15 protein-coding genes and 2 pseudogenes are annotated in these 15,827 nt (G+C 64.7%); 10 read left to right on the top strand and 7 right to left on the bottom strand.

Annotation, left to right across the window (positions count from 1 at the left end; genetic code table 11):
* From QH470_RS17475 to QH470_RS17485, 3 genes and pseudogenes are all read right to left on the bottom strand, one after another.
* Positions 1 to 213 (bottom strand): annotated as a pseudogene (locus QH470_RS17475) (IS3 family transposase); the annotation flags it as partial.
* A 280-nt stretch (positions 214 to 493) separates the two neighbouring features.
* Positions 494 to 664, bottom strand: a pseudogene (locus tag QH470_RS38245) (hypothetical protein); the annotation flags it as partial.
* An 81-nt stretch (positions 665 to 745) separates the two neighbouring features.
* On the bottom strand, positions 746 to 1,051 hold the full coding sequence (locus tag QH470_RS17485; RefSeq protein ID WP_280273440.1) for a transposase: 306 nt from the start codon (positions 1,049 to 1,051) through the stop codon (positions 746 to 748).
* Between the two features lie 168 nt (positions 1,052 to 1,219).
* Here QH470_RS17485 and QH470_RS17490 point away from each other — a divergent pair, with 168 nt between their 5' ends.
* From QH470_RS17490 to QH470_RS17510, 5 genes are all read left to right on the top strand, one after another.
* Positions 1,220 to 1,648, top strand: coding sequence for a DJ-1/PfpI family protein (locus tag QH470_RS17490; protein ID WP_280273441.1), 429 nt, complete (start codon positions 1,220 to 1,222; stop codon positions 1,646 to 1,648).
* A 7-nt stretch (positions 1,649 to 1,655) separates the two neighbouring features.
* Entirely contained in the window at positions 1,656 to 1,973 is a 318-nt protein-coding gene (locus tag QH470_RS17495) for a helix-turn-helix domain-containing protein (protein WP_280273442.1), read from the top strand.
* Positions 1,974 to 2,548: 575 nt separating this feature from the next.
* Positions 2,549 to 2,980 carry a nitroreductase/quinone reductase family protein gene (locus QH470_RS17500; RefSeq protein ID WP_280273443.1) on the top strand — a complete coding sequence of 144 codons (432 nt, stop codon included), beginning with the start codon at positions 2,549 to 2,551 and terminating at the stop codon, positions 2,978 to 2,980.
* Between the two features lie 296 nt (positions 2,981 to 3,276).
* Positions 3,277 to 4,131, top strand: coding sequence for an NAD(P)H-binding protein (locus tag QH470_RS17505; protein ID WP_280273444.1), 855 nt, complete (start codon positions 3,277 to 3,279; stop codon positions 4,129 to 4,131).
* Positions 4,132 to 4,525: 394 nt separating this feature from the next.
* A complete protein-coding gene (locus tag QH470_RS17510; RefSeq protein ID WP_280273445.1) occupies positions 4,526 to 5,242 on the top strand; it encodes a class I SAM-dependent methyltransferase in 717 nt (238 codons plus the stop codon).
* 1,065 nt (positions 5,243 to 6,307) lie between these two features.
* On the opposite strand, the gene QH470_RS17515 is transcribed toward QH470_RS17510, so the two are convergent.
* A complete protein-coding gene (locus QH470_RS17515) occupies positions 6,308 to 6,676 on the bottom strand; it encodes an antibiotic biosynthesis monooxygenase family protein (protein WP_280273446.1) in 369 nt (122 codons plus the stop codon).
* A gap of 400 nt (positions 6,677 to 7,076) precedes the next feature.
* On the opposite strand from QH470_RS17515, the gene QH470_RS17520 reads away from it, so the two are divergent.
* Entirely contained in the window at positions 7,077 to 7,787 is a 711-nt protein-coding gene (locus QH470_RS17520) for an SDR family oxidoreductase (RefSeq protein WP_280273471.1), read from the top strand.
* 357 nt (positions 7,788 to 8,144) lie between these two features.
* Here QH470_RS17520 and QH470_RS17525 read toward each other — a convergent pair whose 3' ends face one another.
* The 3 genes from QH470_RS17525 to QH470_RS17535 all read right to left on the bottom strand — a co-directional run bounded on the left by QH470_RS17525 (position 8,145) and on the right by QH470_RS17535 (position 10,474).
* Positions 8,145 to 9,044, bottom strand: a complete 900-nt coding sequence (locus QH470_RS17525) for a LysR family transcriptional regulator (RefSeq protein ID WP_280273447.1) — start codon at positions 9,042 to 9,044, stop codon at positions 8,145 to 8,147.
* Positions 9,041 to 9,724 carry a CTP synthase C-terminal region-related (seleno)protein gene (locus QH470_RS17530; RefSeq protein ID WP_280273472.1) on the bottom strand — a complete coding sequence of 228 codons (684 nt, stop codon included), beginning with the start codon at positions 9,722 to 9,724 and terminating at the stop codon, positions 9,041 to 9,043. The genes QH470_RS17525 and QH470_RS17530 overlap by 4 nt, the downstream gene beginning before the upstream one ends.
* Positions 9,725 to 9,994: 270 nt before the next feature.
* Positions 9,995 to 10,474, bottom strand: a complete 480-nt coding sequence (locus QH470_RS17535) for a MarR family winged helix-turn-helix transcriptional regulator (protein ID WP_280273448.1) — start codon at positions 10,472 to 10,474, stop codon at positions 9,995 to 9,997.
* A gap of 46 nt (positions 10,475 to 10,520) precedes the next feature.
* Between QH470_RS17535 and QH470_RS17540 the strand changes: the two genes are divergently transcribed.
* From QH470_RS17540 to QH470_RS17555, 4 genes are all read left to right on the top strand, one after another.
* The gene (locus QH470_RS17540; RefSeq protein WP_280273449.1) at positions 10,521 to 10,889 is read left to right on the top strand and encodes an antibiotic biosynthesis monooxygenase family protein; all 369 of its coding nucleotides are present in this window, start codon (positions 10,521 to 10,523) and stop codon (positions 10,887 to 10,889) included.
* 920 nt (positions 10,890 to 11,809) lie between these two features.
* Positions 11,810 to 12,325, top strand: coding sequence for an anthrone oxygenase family protein (locus tag QH470_RS17545; protein ID WP_280273450.1), 516 nt, complete (start codon positions 11,810 to 11,812; stop codon positions 12,323 to 12,325).
* Between the two features lie 538 nt (positions 12,326 to 12,863).
* Entirely contained in the window at positions 12,864 to 14,312 is a 1,449-nt protein-coding gene (locus QH470_RS17550; RefSeq protein ID WP_280273451.1) for an FAD-binding oxidoreductase, read from the top strand.
* Positions 14,313 to 14,374: 62 nt separating this feature from the next.
* Positions 14,375 to 15,241: a hypothetical protein gene (locus QH470_RS17555; protein WP_280273452.1), complete on the top strand. Its 867-nt coding sequence runs from the start codon at positions 14,375 to 14,377 to the stop codon at positions 15,239 to 15,241.
* The last annotated feature ends 586 nt before the right edge of the window (positions 15,242 to 15,827 follow it).

Consider the following 15,827-nt stretch of genomic DNA (forward strand, 5'->3'; position numbering starts at 1 on the left):
TTCCCTTGTGCGCCAAGAGTTCCGGTACACCAGCTCGGTCTTCAACGTAGAGAAGAAATTCTCCATGAGCGCATTGTCGTAGCTGTCTCCGACCGAGCCCATCGACTGCGCAATCCCGTTGTCGGCCAACCGGTTCGCGAACCGAATAGCCGTGTAGGTCGAGCCGCGGTCGGAATGGTGAACCAGCTGCCCGGCACGCACGTCCCGCACCACACCGCATACTCGAGCGCCCCGAGTACCAGCTCGGTGTCGCAGCGGTCCGAGCATTTCCAGCCACGATCCGGTTGGAGAACGCGTCACGGACCGCCGCCAGCCAGAACACGCCCTCACCGGTCGGGATCCGCGTCGCGTCCGCCACCCACAACCGGTCCGGGACGTCCGCGGAGAAGTCGCGGTTGACCAGATCCGGTGCCGGCGTGGCCCGTCGGTCCTGCCGCGTCGACGGGATACGCCACTTGCGGCGCAGGAACGCGCCCTGCAACCCCGCGGCCCGCATCAGCCGTTCCACGCGTTTGCGGCCGACCGCGATGCCGCGGCGTCGCGTGCATCCGCGGCGATCCGTAGGTGCCGCCGGAACTGGTGTGGATATCGACGATCTCAGCCAGCAACTGTTCATCGGCCAGCCGACGCCGCGACGGGTTCTTCGCCTGCGCCAGCCATCCATAGAACGTGGACGACGCGATGCCCAGCACCCGCAATACGAGCTCGACCGAGTGCTGCGGGTGATCTTTCACGAACCGCACGATCACCTCCGGGTCTGGACGAGCTCCGACGCGAAATACGCACTCGCATCACGCAATACGGCGTTCACGCGTTCGAGTTCGGCGACCCGCTTGCGTAGTTGTTTGTTCTCTTCGGCCATGTCGGTCGTCGGCCGATCGCTACGCTCGCCGGCGTCCGCTTCGGCCTGGCGGATCCAGTTCCGCAGAGCCTCGTGATGCACCCCCAACTGCGCGGCCAGCTTCCGGATCGTCGGCTTCGGATCTGCATCCCGATACAACCTGACCGCCCGAGCCCTCAACTCGTCCGGATACTTCTTCGGTGCTGCCACTGATGAACTCCTTCCGGGCCCAATAGGACCACGTCAGAGCTCTCCGTGAAAGCGGGGGAACCTCAGGTACATCCCGTCGCGCTGGGGGCAGCGTACGGAGTTCCTTCGGCCTTGTCGCGCCGACGACGCCGTTGGCCGAGCTCGCAGTCGAAGTCGGCCTGGGTTGTTGTGCCGGCAGCTGCGGGTTTCGATGCCTGCACGCTCATCGACTCGGTGACATCACGAGCGAACCAGCCCGTGCTGGAACGAATTTCGCTTGCACATGCCAACGGGATTCCGCTTGCCTCCGCCTGCACGGGAACATTCTTCCTGGCCGAGGCAGGCGTGCTCGACGGCCGTCAAGCGACGACGACCTGGTGGCTCGGCCCTGATTTCCGGCGCCGGTATCCACGGGTCGACCTGGATGAGAGCCGCTTGCTCTGCCGTTCCGGCAGTGTTGTCACCGCTGCCGCCTCATTGGCGCACATCGACCTGGTCCTAGCACTGATCGCCGCCCAGAGCCCCGCACTGGCTGGCATGGTCTCGCGGTATTTCCTTCAATGGTGGGCGCAAAAGCCAGGCCGAGTTCGTTATCCCCGGAGTGATTGTGGGCGGTGATTCGCTGGTGGCCGACTTCGAGCGCTGGGTGCGTGACTACATCGCCGAACAGTTCAGTATCACTCAGGTCGCGCGGTCGCTCGGTGTCACTCTGCGGAGCCTTCAACGTGCGACCCATGCCGAAATCGGCATGTCGCCAAGGGATTTCGTCAACGAGGTCCGGCTCGAGCGTGCCACCCAACTCCTGCACTCCACGTCGTTCACCGTCGATGCGGTCGCGACCAGAGTGGGCTACCTCAACGCGGGCACGCTACGTTCGCTGTTCAGGCGACGCCGCGGCCGCACCACCGCGGACGTACGCGCCTCTCCGCTGGTTTGGGAGTGAGACCTTGCCCATCAATAGCCTCCGGTCTCGAGCCGGCGAATCGCGGATCAGGCTGCGGCGCCTGGGTGTGCTCTCGGAGGCGGGAGAGTTCGGCATCCCTGCCAACTTCCCACCCGTCCCGCACCGGGAATGCACTTTGCAGCGGTTTACACCCGGCTCGTGAGGAGCCGACACAGGGGTGGGTTCCGCAGCGACCGGGTCGACGATCCGATGGCACCTCGCCCCGGAGGCGCGGCCGGTGGTCCCAGTGTAGTGAGAGTGACGAGTTGCCCGCCGCCACCCGCGTCGAAGGCGGTCGGCCGCTAAATCTCACTACCGGGTGGCGCTCGCGCCAAGATGCGCACGGCGTGTTACATCGCACACTGTTTGATGCGGTTGCAGAAATATGTCTTCCATATAGTATGGAAGTCGTCTCATAGTGGGACGGTTCGGTGCGAGTCCGCTATGGCGGGCAACGGGTCCGGGGATGTTCGCCGACTCGACGCGCCAGCTGCTCGCCTATCGCTGGTCGCAGGAGGCCAGCGATAGGCCTGATCTGTCGGAGGACTGACGTGGACGCAGACACTAATCGCCGCATGACCAATGTCTTCAACAAGGTCATCGCCCCCCTGCAACGTATCGGCGTTGCCATCGGGCCCATGCAACTGCTCACGGTCACGGGACGTCGCAGTGGCCAACCGCGTACCTTCCCCATCGCCGTTATCGAGTTGGACGGCGGGCGCTACATCTTCCAGGCGTTTGCCAAAGCGGCATGGGTAGCGAACGCTCGAGGTGCGGAGCAGGCCGGCGACTGTGTGACCCTGCATCGGGGGCGGCGAGCGTCGACGGCCCGGCTGGTCGAAGTGCCGATCAGCGAGCGCCCGCCCCTGCTGCGTCAACTGATCCGAACAAACCCACGGTCCGGCGCGAACCGCCTGGTCACGAACGGCCTCGCAGATGCTCCGACCCCCGACGCCGTCGCAGCCGCGGCCGACAGAATCGCGGTCTTCCGAGTAGAGCCGGCCTGACAGGCGGCGCGTAAGGCTGTCGAACGACGAGGATAATCGCTCTCGCAGGTGGAGGCGCGGTCTGGGGGAGCGGAAGCCGCGTCCGTTGTCCACAAATCATGCTCCGGCCCTAGCCGCGGAACGGCGCCGAATGAACGATTCGGATGCGGCGAGCCGGAAAGGCCCTCGGACTATTGCCAGCCTCTGCGCGGCCACTTCTTTCGGCCGACATGGCCCGCCCTCGAGCTGCGCGTCCCCATGTTGGAACCGCGCAGCGTGACCCCGGGATATCACCCAACACCGGATAGGAAATCACCATGATCTTGATCATCGGAGCCACCGGCACAGTAGGACGACCGCTCGTCGGCATGCTCGACCGAGCAGGCGCCGACGTGTGTGCCATTACCCGCGACGCGAAGACCGCGCGCTTGCCCGCCGCCGTCGACATCGTCGAAGCCAATCCATCGCAAGCGGCGACATTGCGCGACGCCTTGCGTGATGTCACTGCCATATTCTTGAATCCACGGGCGATCGGCGAGGCGGCCGTAGAGCTGATGACCCTCGCGCGGGACCGGGGAGTGAAACGAGTAGTGACGATGTCGGCACTCAACGTCGAGTTCGATCTCGCACGGCAACCGTCGCGCCTGCGAGGGGAATACAACAAAGAAGTCGAGGCCGCCGCGATCGACTCCGGCCTCGAGTGGGTAGCGCTGCGGTCCGGCGCCTATGCGGTCAACCTGATCGCACTGTGGGCCGCGCAGATCCGGGCCGGCAATGTCGTCCGAGGCCCGTACGCGGAATCGGCTTGGGCGCCGATTCACGAACGCGATATCGCCGCGGTCGGCGCGCACGCCCTGCTTACCGACGACCTGGTCGGTCGACGGCCGGTGCTTACCGGACCGCAGTCCCTGACTCAGCCGCAAATGGTGGCCGCGATCGGAGCAGCGATCGGCCGACCTCTGCAGTTCGACGAGATCTCGCGCGAGGATGCCGCACAGGCAATGATCGGTGCTGGCATGCCGGCGCCGCTCGCCGAGGGCTTCCTCACGATGCAAGCCGAATCCTACGGGCAATCGGGTCTGGTCTCCGGCGAAGTCGAGGCGATCCTCGGTCGGCCCGGGGCCTCCTTTGCCGAGTGGGCTGCCGACCACGCCGACACGTTCCGCAGCTGATTGCGCCGATTATGTCGGCTGTGAGGTGGTGACACCCGTTCCGGCTCACTCATCTCCGCGGTATTGGCCGCTGGTGACCCGCCGTCAAGCTTTCCGAGTGTTCCTGCAACCGCAACGGATTCGTGCTCGCCCGGCCCGGGTTCGTGCCACTCGTATAGGGGATAGCTCTCACCTACCCACGGATGGTTCGATGCTGACGAAGTTGTGCAGCACCGACGCGCTTGAATCGGCATTGGGCTGGACATTGTGAGGAACCCGGTCCTATCCGGCGCAGATCGAGGGCTGTCACATCGACCGTCCTTCTGTCGCGCGTCTGAAACGTACTGGCTGGTAAAGGAGATCGCATTTTGGATCAGGCCGCGGACAGCGGTCGTTGTGAGAAAGGGTAGGACTGATGGCTGATAGCAACGAAGCAACAGGGGCCGGATCAAAAGGGGTAGATTTCGACCTTGTCTACGGCGGAGAGGTAGCCATCGAGGGTATGGCTTTCGATCGGATACCATGGGACATCGGCAGGCCGCAACCCTTGCTCGTGGAGTTTGAGAAATCCGGCAGCATCTCTGGCGAAGTGCTCGATATCGGTTGCGGGCCGGGCGATACCGCCACGTATTTGGCCGGTTTGGGATATCAGGTGACCGGCCTCGACATCGCGGCCTCTGCCGTCGACCAGGCCCGCAACCGCGCGGCCGAGCGGGGAGTATCCCTGTCCTTCGACACCGCCGACGCAACCGTCCTGGACGGATATGATGGCCGATTCGACACAGTTGTCAGCAGTCAGCTCTTTCATTGCTTGAATCCGGTGCAGCGTAGGGCGCATGTCACCGCGCTGGCTCGGGTACTCAAATCCGGCGGCCGATTGATTCAGTTCTCCGCGAACTTCGATAACCGCATCAAGCAATTCGGACTGTATTCCATCTCGGAGGAGGAATTGCGTGCGACGTTCGCGGCACCGGACTGGTCTATCATCGGGTTGCGGCCCGGTCATATGGAGGGCTTCAAACCGCCCGAGCTGTTGCTGAACCGGTTCGCAGAGCACGACTTCCATCCGGAATTCACCGAGGCGGGCCTGATGCTGATGCCCATCCTGGCGCTCGAAGCACAGCGAATCTGACGAATTGACCGACGCGGCCGATCGATCTGACAGATCGAATAAGACAGCCGCACGGGTATCCGCCGTACGCTGGCCGATGTTCACCATAGATCAGTCGGCCTGTCGTTGTGATCTACCGCTGCGGGCGCGGCGGTAGATCACAGCCGGGATCTAGGAACCTGGAAGTTGTTTGACGTATGGTTCCAAGCACACGCCCCGGGGCGACCGCGCGCAAGGCTCGTGGGAACGACTGTGGTGACATTCCTCGGCGACCGAAGTAACGTGCGGCACCTAGTCACGGGACACGAAATCCGTTGTCTGGCAATGCCCTTAAGATGATCCGCGTGGGTCAGGCATGTGCATGTCTGTCGCGCCACGACGCTGCGAACAACGACCGCGACGACTGCACACCATCGCGGACCGGCCGGCGGCCACGTCACTCCGATAGAACGGCCAACCCGCAATGAGCCGAGTCAGGCAGCGGCGCCGGCCCGGCGCACGACCGAGTTGTGCCACTTGATGGCGGCCCGCGCGGCGCCGCATCGAGCGGACTATCCCGTCGGTTGATAGACCCGGACCAGTCGACTTTCATGGAGACCGGGAGCCTGGCGGTGGAAATATCACCTTCCACACACTGGCAGCCGAAATTCCCCCCGGATAGTCGCACGTACTCGTCGACGTCGGGAATTCGGTTCACCTCGGAGACGGTACGATTCCGAAACGGAATGCACGGCCGTGAGCGTTTGCCATGTGGGGCAGACCTTTCGCTGGTTCGGCTCGGATCCGGCGATCGATGAGCCGGGCGGTTGTACCAGAACCCGGTCGAGGCTGGCTTCGGGGGAGTTCCCGATCGAGGGTTTCGGTGGTGGGGGACTGCGGTTGTGTCGTCGGAGTGTGCTGACGTGGCCAGCGGTTTCGACGTTGGGCTGGGAATGCTCGGTGCGCACAGTGTCGGTACGGAGGCTCGTTGCTTTGGCGCGACTGCGTCGTCACGAGCTGGCCGGGCGGAGTGCCCGGGAGGAAGGGCTCGCCGAGTCCTCTGGCGGGCCGTGCGATCTGAATGGCAGGGCCCGCCAGAGGCGTTAGTCAGCGGAGAGGGTCTCCGGGACCGGCATCGATGGTGGTTCGATAGACCATGGGGCGTGCGGTGACGTCCAGTTCAGGGTCGTCGTTCATCCGTTGGATCGTTTGCTGCCACTCCGGGTTGGTTCGAGCCGCATCCAGCGCGGTTCCGCTCTCCCATTCCGCCACGTTTATGAACGTCAACTCGGCCTTGTCGTTCACGGCTTGCAGCATCCTGGCGCGGATGAACCCGGGTGCCGACGTCATGCACCGGGCGTTGTCCTTCCATCTACTCAGAAATCGATCCTTCTGCGACATGGGTACCGAGAAGGCGTTGACGAGAGTGACGGGCTGGTCGGTAGCGGCCGTGGTATGGCCGACGGGAACAGTCATATTGTCATCTTAAATGACAATCAAATCGTCTGGCTAGTGCTGGTTGGATCGGTTGCTGGGGCCGTGTGATCTGGATCCTCGACTGTGTCGGCTGGGCGTGACGACAGCGTTGGGTCCATCCTCGATACCTGGAACGGTGCCTGTGTGGCATGCGGCGCGTGTCGTAGCGGCCCGGGCTGGGCGGCGGCCCGACTCCCGGGGCTTGCGGCGAACCAACAACTACCCTCGTCGGAAGGTACAAATCCCGTATTATATGAATTACAGACTGTTTAGGCGGCGGCTCCAGGCCACCGAGCGATACGGCTCGCAACGGACCGGTTGCCTCCTGTTCGTTGCGTGTGAACGCTGCGGACCACTCCCCACCTGAAGGAGATGTTCATGCCACACAGATCGCGTAGCCATCGTCACTGGCAGCGGGCGAGGCATCGGCCATGCGATCGCGCTACGTCTGGCCGCCGGCGGGGCGAAGGTTGTCATCAACTACAGGAACAACTCCGAGGCCGCGGAGCGGGTTGCTGCCGCGATAGACGCAGGCGGTGGCCAAGCCTTCGTCGTGCAGGCGGACGTGGCCGACGAGGCTCAGTTGAAGGCCCTGTTCGATGCGGCGGAACAGCGGTACGGCGGGCTGGATGTGTTTGTGCACAACGCCTATGGGCATGCTGTCGGCCCGATCTCGGCGGCAACCGATGAGGACTACGAACGCGCGTTCGCAACAAACGTGTGGGCGACTTTCGTCCCGTTCCGGGAAGTGGCGCGACGAATGCGTGACGGCGGCCGGATCGTGTACGTGTCCTCGGCAGCGACCCGCGCGAGTGATCCGTCCATGTCGTTGTACACGGCGAGTAAGGCGGCCGGGGAACAGCTGGTCCGCGCGTTCGCCCGCGAGGTGGGGCCGCGGGGGATCACCGTGAACAGTGTCTTGCCAGGGCCGACCAACACCGACGCGGTACAGGGTATCCGGGAGGTGCTGATGGAACGTGTAACCCGGACACCGCTGGGTCGACTGGGGGAACCCGACGACATTGCCGACGTCGTAGGCTTCTTGGCTTCTCGAGACGCTCGATGGCTGACCGGCCAGAGCGTGGTGGCCGACGGCGGCCTGACCGCCTGAACCCTGAAATCGCAACGGTGACGAATACGCCATCTGGCAGTGCACGGCACGCCGTCTGCATGGCAATCGGGTAACACCGAGCAACGCGCCATCATGAAGTACCGGACAATATCCTCGGCTGCGTTGCCGACCGTTCTGAACACATTCGTGACGTAGCGGCGTTCCGTCCGGGGCGCACGGCCGTCACAGCCGGGACAGCGTGGTTCCGGCGAACATCTTCGCCTTGGCGCCTCGTGGCTCGCAGGCATCAGCAGGTCGTTCAGTGGCGGGCGGAGGCCAGAGGTGCATTGTGGAGCTGCCGCCGGTGTCTGGGCAGCGGTCTGGTTTTCTGGATCCTCCCGACCCCCCGCTGGCCAGCTATTCGACGCGTGGGCTGTGCTCCGCTCTGCCGTGATGCCGGGTGGCCGTGGCCGCAGCAGCGAGCTCGGCGAAGGCGGTGGCGGCTGGCAATGGGTCCGGTGGGACGGCGAGTAAGATCGCCCTCTCGGTCGCGGGCTCGATCGGGATAGCATGCACATTCGCGCGATGCGCAGGTAGAGACAGCTCGGGGATGATGCTCACGCCGAGTCCCTCAGCGACCATCGCGAGGATGCTGTTCATATCGCGTACCCGATAGTGGCACCGCAAAATGACGTCGGCGTCGTCGGCCAGGGCCGTGATCAGCGGTTCGCAGCCACCGGTGGACATGATGAACGGATGGCGAGCCAGCTGCGTGACTGATATCGAGTGCTGGACACTCAGTTCGTGTTCGCTCGGCAGTACGGCCAGCAGGCGGTCGGTTGCGAGTAAGTGCGTGACCAAGCCGGGCGGTGTGCGGGTCACCGTGGCGATGTCGGCAGCTCCGGTCTGCAGCCATTCGACAGCCTCGTCGTCCGAGCCCTCCATCACGACCAGCTCAACTCGGGGATATGCCTGGCCGAACGTGCGCAGAAGCGGCGGTAGCAGGCGGGCGTTGGCGCTGGGGATAGCTCCGATGCGGAGGCTGCCACGGTTCTGACCTTTCGCGGCGGCGACGTCCTGCTCCAATGCCTCGATCTGGGTAAGGATGAGCGTCGCGCGCCGCAAGACAGCCCGACCAGCTGATGTGAGGCTTACGCTTCGGTGTGCCCTGACCAGCAGGGCAATCCCGAGCTCGTTCTCCAACCCCCGGAGTGCATGGCTGACAGCGGACTGCGTCGTGGTCAGCTGTTCGGCCGCCCGTGTCATATTGCCGGTACGAGCCACAGCCTGCAGGACCCGGAGCTGGGTGAACGTCACACGGCCGCCCTCAGTAGCCCCACGATCAGGGGATGCGGGAGATCCGGGCGTGACCGTGCCTGGGGAACGAACAAGGTAGCCATGTAGAACGGGTGCTCGGGCAGCTCGAGCACCCGTGCCTCGCCGTCTCCGTCCACACCGGCCACGCGAAAACCGGCGTCATGCAGAGCGCGCTGGTGCGCGGGATTGAGACCGAAGTTGCAGTAGTACTGTTCCTCGACCTCGCCTTGGCCGTATAAACCCGCGACGAGGGTTCCCGCGGTGAGGCTGACGGGCATGGTCTTGCCGGCAAGCGAACAGGTCAATTCCGAGACGAACAGGTGCGACGCGTAGGGGTCGTACTCGGCGTGCTGAGCGTCCTGAAAACCGAGCACGTGGCGGGCGTACTCGATCACCATGTGCTGGCAGCCGCCGCAGGTGCCCAGCGTGGGAACGCCGTGTTCGCGGCCGTACCGCAGCGCAGCGACAGTGCCGGCCACGCTCCGGTACGGGCTGCCCGGTGCGCACCACAGCACATCAGCGGCCTCGATGTCGGTGAGGTCGGCTTCCAGAGGCCCAGTCGCCAACCACCGGGCCTCTACGCCGACATCGAGTTGGGCGGCGGCGTGCTGGAGCGCCGCGTCGGTCGCCTGGTGTGGGGCGAACGAGGCGTCGTAATCGCCGACGATCGCAACCTGCAGTGCCTGTCCATAGGCTCACTATCCAACCGTCACGGCATGAACGCCAATGCGGAAAGACCTTGCCGCCATGAGGAAATTCTCATGACGTGGCGTACTCGATAGCCGTGGCATCGACCCAACGGACAGCCGGATCCAGGGCAACCGAACCGACTTCGCTATGGACAACCTGGGATCAGAGAACGACATTCTCGTGGCCGTAGAGGCCATAGCTCTCGACCTGGCCTCGTGACGCTCGACCTGGAGAGCGGGTGGCTCTGACGCGCCGCCGGGTCAGGGGGCCGAGCGGCGGCGGCGTTGCAGGCCGGGGTGCACGCCGGGGGGCAATCCGGCGTGTTCGGACAGTCGGCGCAGCTGGTAGATGAGGTGGGTGCGCTCGGCCTCATCGAGCGGCGCGAGGACCTCGTCCTCAATGGCTTGCACCTGTGCCGAGGCGGCGTCCAGTACCTGGTGTGCGTGATCGGTGAGGTGCACCGCGTGGGCGCGGCGGTCGGACGGGTGCGGACTGCGTATGACAAGTCCGCGTTCTTCCAGCTCGTCGACCAGCCCGACCATCGCGTTGCGATGGACATGCAGCAGATCGGCGAGCTCTTGCTGGCTGCGTCCGCCGGCGGCCGCGAGATGGCTCAGGATCCCGAAATGGGCAGGGGCGATCCCGATCGGCGCAAGGCCCGCGGAGAACCTGTGCGCAACATGATGGCCGATTTGAGAGAGCAGGAAGACTCCACGGTCATCCAGTGGCTGATTCGGCACACATCAAGGGTAGCAAAACAACTTGATTGTCATCTAAGGTGACAATATGACGAATCCTGCCAGCCTCACTCCGGCCGCTACCGGCCAGTCCGTGACGTTCCTCAACGTCTTCTCGTTGCCCGCTCCTCAGAAGGACCGATTCCTGAGCCACTGGAAAGGCACCGCCCGCTGCATGATGGCGGCGCCGGGCTTTGTTCGTGTGCGCATGCTCCAGGTGATGAGCGACCCTGCTGAGCTGACCTTTGTCATGGTGGGGGAGTGGGAAAGCGGTACTGCGCTGGACGCGGCGCGGACGAATGCCGACTGGCAGCAAGCGATTCAGCAGATGAACGACGATCCCGAGCTCGACCTCAGCGCCCGCCCCATGGTGTGTACCACCACTATCGACGCCGGACCCGCAGACGTGCTCGACTGAGCCGCTCGCGGCAGACGTCGTCGCGATCGCGGAGAGTCTGCGGCATATGGCCTTCCCTATACGACCCTTGTGTGACCGGGAACGGGGCGGTCGGCTCCCTCTCGGGAGTCATCTGCGGCGGACTGCTACGCCCGCCGTCGCGTCCTGGTGGTCGAGCCATGACACGGCGAAACGAATTGCGCCGTCCGACACGATGTCCGGCGTGGGCGCGGAGGCCGGCCCCTCGACCTGCCGGAGGCCGCGTGGGCATACATCAGAGATTGGGCGACACCCTTTGCGGCAGGGCTGAATAGAAGACGGCGGCATTTGCGTGCGTCGGAATTACAAGCGGGCGGCGGCGCAGTCCGAACTGTGGCCGTCAAGGACGACAACGATCCGCGACAGGCGGTGACTTGAGCGGGATGGGCGAAGCGCCGATCAGCGAGTCGGTGGCGCGGTCCTTCGTCGAGGTAACGGAGGGGCGAGTTCGTGGTTCACCAGGTTTGCTCGCGCCCTGTATATCCGGACGGGCGAATTCTCCGGCGAGTGTCGATAGTCCGTATCCGAATAACCTTCCCGCGCTGCGGGTTTGGGCGCTGTCGCGCCGCCGAGTCGTGTGAATTGGTGCCGGCCCCCGTTGAGACCGAGGGCCTACGTGAGCCTCCGGCAGCTCGGCGCACGCAGCGCTGGCCCGGGTGATGGGTGCGCCGAGGTAGGCCCAAATCCGGGGCCAGCCGAGGGTGGGCAGAGCAAGCGACACGAAGCCATCAGGCCGGATGCTTGGGGAGCGCGCTTGTGCAGCACCTGGTCGACGGCTCTGCAGCCTGCACGGCGACGGCTCGTCGTCGGCGCGGGCAGGTGTGGACGGGGTCGACTTGCCAGAGAGTTAGTTCTGAACTCATACTATATGAGTTAGATAGTACATGAGTTAGGGGCATAACATGGTGGCTGTCATCGACAAGGTTTCCCGACATGCGTGGTTCAAGTCGGCCATCGGGCCGGCGGGCTTCGCGAGCCTGGTATCGATCGGTCTCTTCGCTGGATTCATGGTTACTGTTCTCGTGCTGGAACTGTCGATGCGCAGCGCCGACGGAGTCGTTTACACCCACATCCGGCAGATCGAACTCATTGGCTTGGATGTGCTGGCGGGCCTGACACTGCTTCCGGCGATGGCGGCAACCATCGTGGTCGTCATCAGCCGGTTGCCGCTGCGCGGTGCCACGCGGTGGCTGCCGGTCGTCGCTCTCCTGCTCATGGTGGGCGTCCTGTCGATCAGCGCCATCGTCAACCTACCCATCAATGCCGACCAGCGGATGTGGGTCGCCGCGTCGCCGCCTGTCGACTGGGAGGCCGTGCGCGACCAATGGCAACTGGCGCACGTAGTACGAACGGTTCTGGCAGTCGCGGCCTTCGGTGGCCTCGGTCTGACAACAATCGACCTCCGCCGCCTTCGCTGACCGTGTCCGGCGCGAGCGCGACGGTGGACTGGCAACCACGGACTGGCAAACCCGATTCGATCGACGCGAAAGTTGATCGAGTCGCCAACGAACGACCCGACCAGTGCGTCGGAGATTTGCTCATCGATGCCGGACGCCGGGCGGTGACCAGTCGACGGAGTTCAAGCGCTCCTGGCTCCAGCGGCGGAACGAGTGCCGCACCAACGCGACCCGGCTATTCGTCGACATCCGAAAACTCCCGGGCCGGAGCAGCGCGAAGGCCAAGTAATACGGTGTTCAGATAATATACTTGGCAGATAGTCATCTAGCGTGCATACTGTGAGATGGGTTGTCGCCTGCGGAGACCGATTCGTGGCATGCGACAGCCAGACCTTCGTTCACATCCGGCCATTCCCGAAGCACCCGGCCACGCTCCCGCTCAGTCGTCGTGCAGCGTCCTGGCCGCCAGCGATGTCGAGCGGATCGCTACATCACGTCGGTATCTGCTCCGTCGTGCCACCGTTGCTACGCAAATGAATGTTTGAATAGAGGTACATGAATGCCTACCCGAGGCATTAGAAGGCCCACCAATTTCGACGCAAATCGGCGTCGCTTCCTGGCCCTCGGCGGCGGGCTCGCCGCATCCGTGGCACTCGCCGCGTGCTCGAATGATGGCGGCAGCGTCCGCGCCGATGCCTCGGCTGGCGGTGATCTGCGTTCCGTCATCCGCGGCCGAATGCTGCTGCCAGGTGATGACGGCTTCGATCAAGCGCGGATGCCGTTCAACCTGGCTGTCGACCAGTCGGTGACCGCCGTGGCCGAAGTGGCCGATGCCGCCGACGCAGCGGCGCTCGTCCGGTATGCCCGCGGGGCCCGCGCTGCGATATCGGTCCAACCCAGTGGCCATGGTGCCTCCGGAGGGACGAACGGCACGATTCTGGTGCGCACGAAGCGGCTCGACGAAGTACGTGTCGACGCCGTTGCCCGATCCGTACGTGTCGGTGCGGGTGCCTCCTGGGGGCAGCTGCAGGCAGCGGTAGCGCCGCATGGCCTGACCGGGTTGGCCGGCAGCACCCCGGCGGTCAGCGTGGCCGGCTATACGCTCGGGGCTGGAATGAGCTGGTTCGGCCGCAAACACGGGTGGGCTGCCGACAGCGTGACCGCGTTCGAGGTGGTCGACGCCGAAGGTAACGCGGTTCGCGTGACCGCTGACTCCGAGCCCGACCTGTTCTGGGCGCTGCGCGGCGGCGGTGGCGACTTCGCGCTGGTCACAGCAATGGAACTCGACCTCTACCCCGCGCCCGCGCTGTATGGCGGACGGATGCTGTGGCCTGTCGACCGGGCTCCGCAGGTGCTGGAAGCATTCCGGGCGGTTACCGCCGAAGCTGTCGACGAGCTGAGCGTCTGGTTCAACTTGCTCAAGCCTCCCGGCGCCGGCAGGCCGATGGTTGGCATCGACGCGGTGTACCTGGGTGAGGTCGCTGCGGGGGAGGGGCTGCTGAGACGGTTCGACGGCATCGGCGGCCGCATGTCCGACAACCGGCGTGCACTGCCGATTACCGAACTCGGCGCTATCGCAGCCGAGCCGACAACGCCGGGCCGGGCACAGGGCCACACACAACTGTTGACCCGACTGGACGACGACACGGTGCAGCAGCTGCTGGCCAAACCGATCGACCCACTACTTATCGTGCAAATCCGCCACCTCGGCGGAGCCTTCGCCGGCCCGTCCGACAGTCCGGCCGGTGCGGTCGCAGAGCCGTACCAGATCACCTTCCAAGGCCTCCCGACAACGCCGGACGCCGCAGCCGCCATCCGTGCCCGAGTGCAGGACTACCGCGCGGCACTGGGCCCGCGTCTCAGCAGCCGTACGCCGTTCACCTTCCTGGCGCCAGGACAATCGGCCGCCGATGCCTTCACACCCGATGCGCTCGCCCGGCTGCGCGGAATAAAACGCCGCGTCGATCCAAGCGGCGTGTTCCGCAGCAACTACTCCGTCCTCACCTGACAGCGCTGGCCTCAACGACGCTCGCCTCAACGGTTACGCCCACAAACGCATAGGAGACACCCATGGCACGCCACACCCGGAAAACCATCTGCCGGAGCCTGCTGACCATGGCAACGGCGATATTCGCCGCAACGACGGCAGCGGCAATCACGCCGCCCATCGTCGCGTCAGCCGCGCCACTCGATCGGACCGATAGCTATCTGGGCACCTGGAACTACGACCAACCCGCCGGTGACACCAATGTCGCGGTGATGAACCTTTTCGGGACGCCGGTACGGATACCGCAGATCGGCAACATTACCTTCGAGCGCGACGCTGGCGGCGGCGTCACGGGCCGGACCGACCAGGGATGTACCTGGCGGTTCGCGGTCCTGCCCGACCGGCTCGAACTGGCCTCCCGCGACCAATACTGCTTCAACAAGATCATCGGCTCCGGCTACAACATCGACACCTGGCAGGTGACGATGGACGGCGCCGGCCACATGCGGGAATCACTGCACGCCACCAGCTTCAACGGGGGAGTGGAATTCAGCTTCGGACTGACGGACGGCAAACGCACGAAGACCGGAACGGAGAGCCGGGCCGAAACGATGCGACGATTCGAGGGTCGGTGGACCTACGACCAACCCGACCCGCTGAAGGCCGTCAACATCCTGACCGCGTCGCCGATCACCAAAACTGGAACGGTGACCATCGCCCCCGGCGACGACGGAACCATCGTTGCGCGTACCGACAACGGCTGCGCCTGGACCTTGCATGCCGACGGTAATACCGCCGTCCTGGCGCCGTCGGTCCAACACTGCGGCGGCGAAACCATGACCTTCTGGACGATCGCGGCCGAGAACGAGCACCAATCCTCGGTCATGGCCGGCACCGACGCCAGCGGAACCCCTTACGTGCTGAATATCGGGTCGCTTTCGAGAAGCTGACCTCATGCGCGCGTCGAAATCCATCTACCGGCCCGTGTCCAGGTCGAGCCCGGGGCGCAGGCCACGACCGAGCCGCCGGGGCGGCAGATCTCCACGTATGCCGCCCCGGCTGTACTCGATTCTGCTGCAGCCCTCACACGGTGGCGTCGTTGAACCGTGCGAAGGCCGCGTTCGGTCCACTGCAATGGCAGGCGGGACTACCGGCTGCGGGCCGAACGCTGGAGTGTGGCAGCAGTATTCGAGGTGAGCCGCGACATCGCACATCGCGATGCCGCGGCCCGCGTGCCAGAGTATCGCCAGTATCGATATCGTTCCAACTGGAACTGTGGGTATCAGTAACGGTCACAACGGGCCTCGGCCTGCCGGTGAGCTCGTACGGGGCCCGACGGTGCGTCGAGGCGGGCATCGACCAATGCTGCCGTGCGCCCGGTTCTGCTCTTCCGCGGCTGGTCGCCTGTTCGCTGATATCGACGGCGTTGCCGTCCCGGGTCTGTGCCAATGTTGCAGGACGCTGTCGCGTTCGATCCAGCGTCGATGCGGCTGAGATGAAACTGCCACGGCAGGTTCGTCCAGGAGTGCTGTAGGT

The organism is Nocardia wallacei (assembly GCF_029868745.1).
Classification (GTDB): Bacteria; Actinomycetota; Actinomycetes; order Mycobacteriales; family Mycobacteriaceae; genus Nocardia; species Nocardia wallacei_B.

Excerpts from the sequence above, each read along its gene's own strand:
- QH470_RS17505 (WP_280273444.1), top strand. The coding sequence starts at position 3,277 with ATGATCTTGATCATCGGAGCCACCGGCACAGTAGGACGACCGCTCGTC.
- QH470_RS17545 (WP_280273450.1), top strand. The coding sequence starts at position 11,810 with ATGGTGGCTGTCATCGACAAGGTTTCCCGACATGCGTGGTTCAAGTCG.
- QH470_RS17555 (WP_280273452.1), top strand. The coding sequence starts at position 14,375 with ATGGCACGCCACACCCGGAAAACCATCTGCCGGAGCCTGCTGACCATG.
- QH470_RS17550 (WP_280273451.1), top strand. The coding sequence starts at position 12,864 with ATGCCTACCCGAGGCATTAGAAGGCCCACCAATTTCGACGCAAATCGG.
- QH470_RS17540 (WP_280273449.1), top strand. The coding sequence starts at position 10,521 with ATGACGAATCCTGCCAGCCTCACTCCGGCCGCTACCGGCCAGTCCGTG.
- QH470_RS17500 (WP_280273443.1), top strand. The coding sequence starts at position 2,549 with ATGACCAATGTCTTCAACAAGGTCATCGCCCCCCTGCAACGTATCGGC.
- QH470_RS17515 (WP_280273446.1), bottom strand. The coding sequence starts at position 6,676 with ATGACTGTTCCCGTCGGCCATACCACGGCCGCTACCGACCAGCCCGTC.
- QH470_RS17510 (WP_280273445.1), top strand. The coding sequence starts at position 4,526 with ATGGCTGATAGCAACGAAGCAACAGGGGCCGGATCAAAAGGGGTAGAT.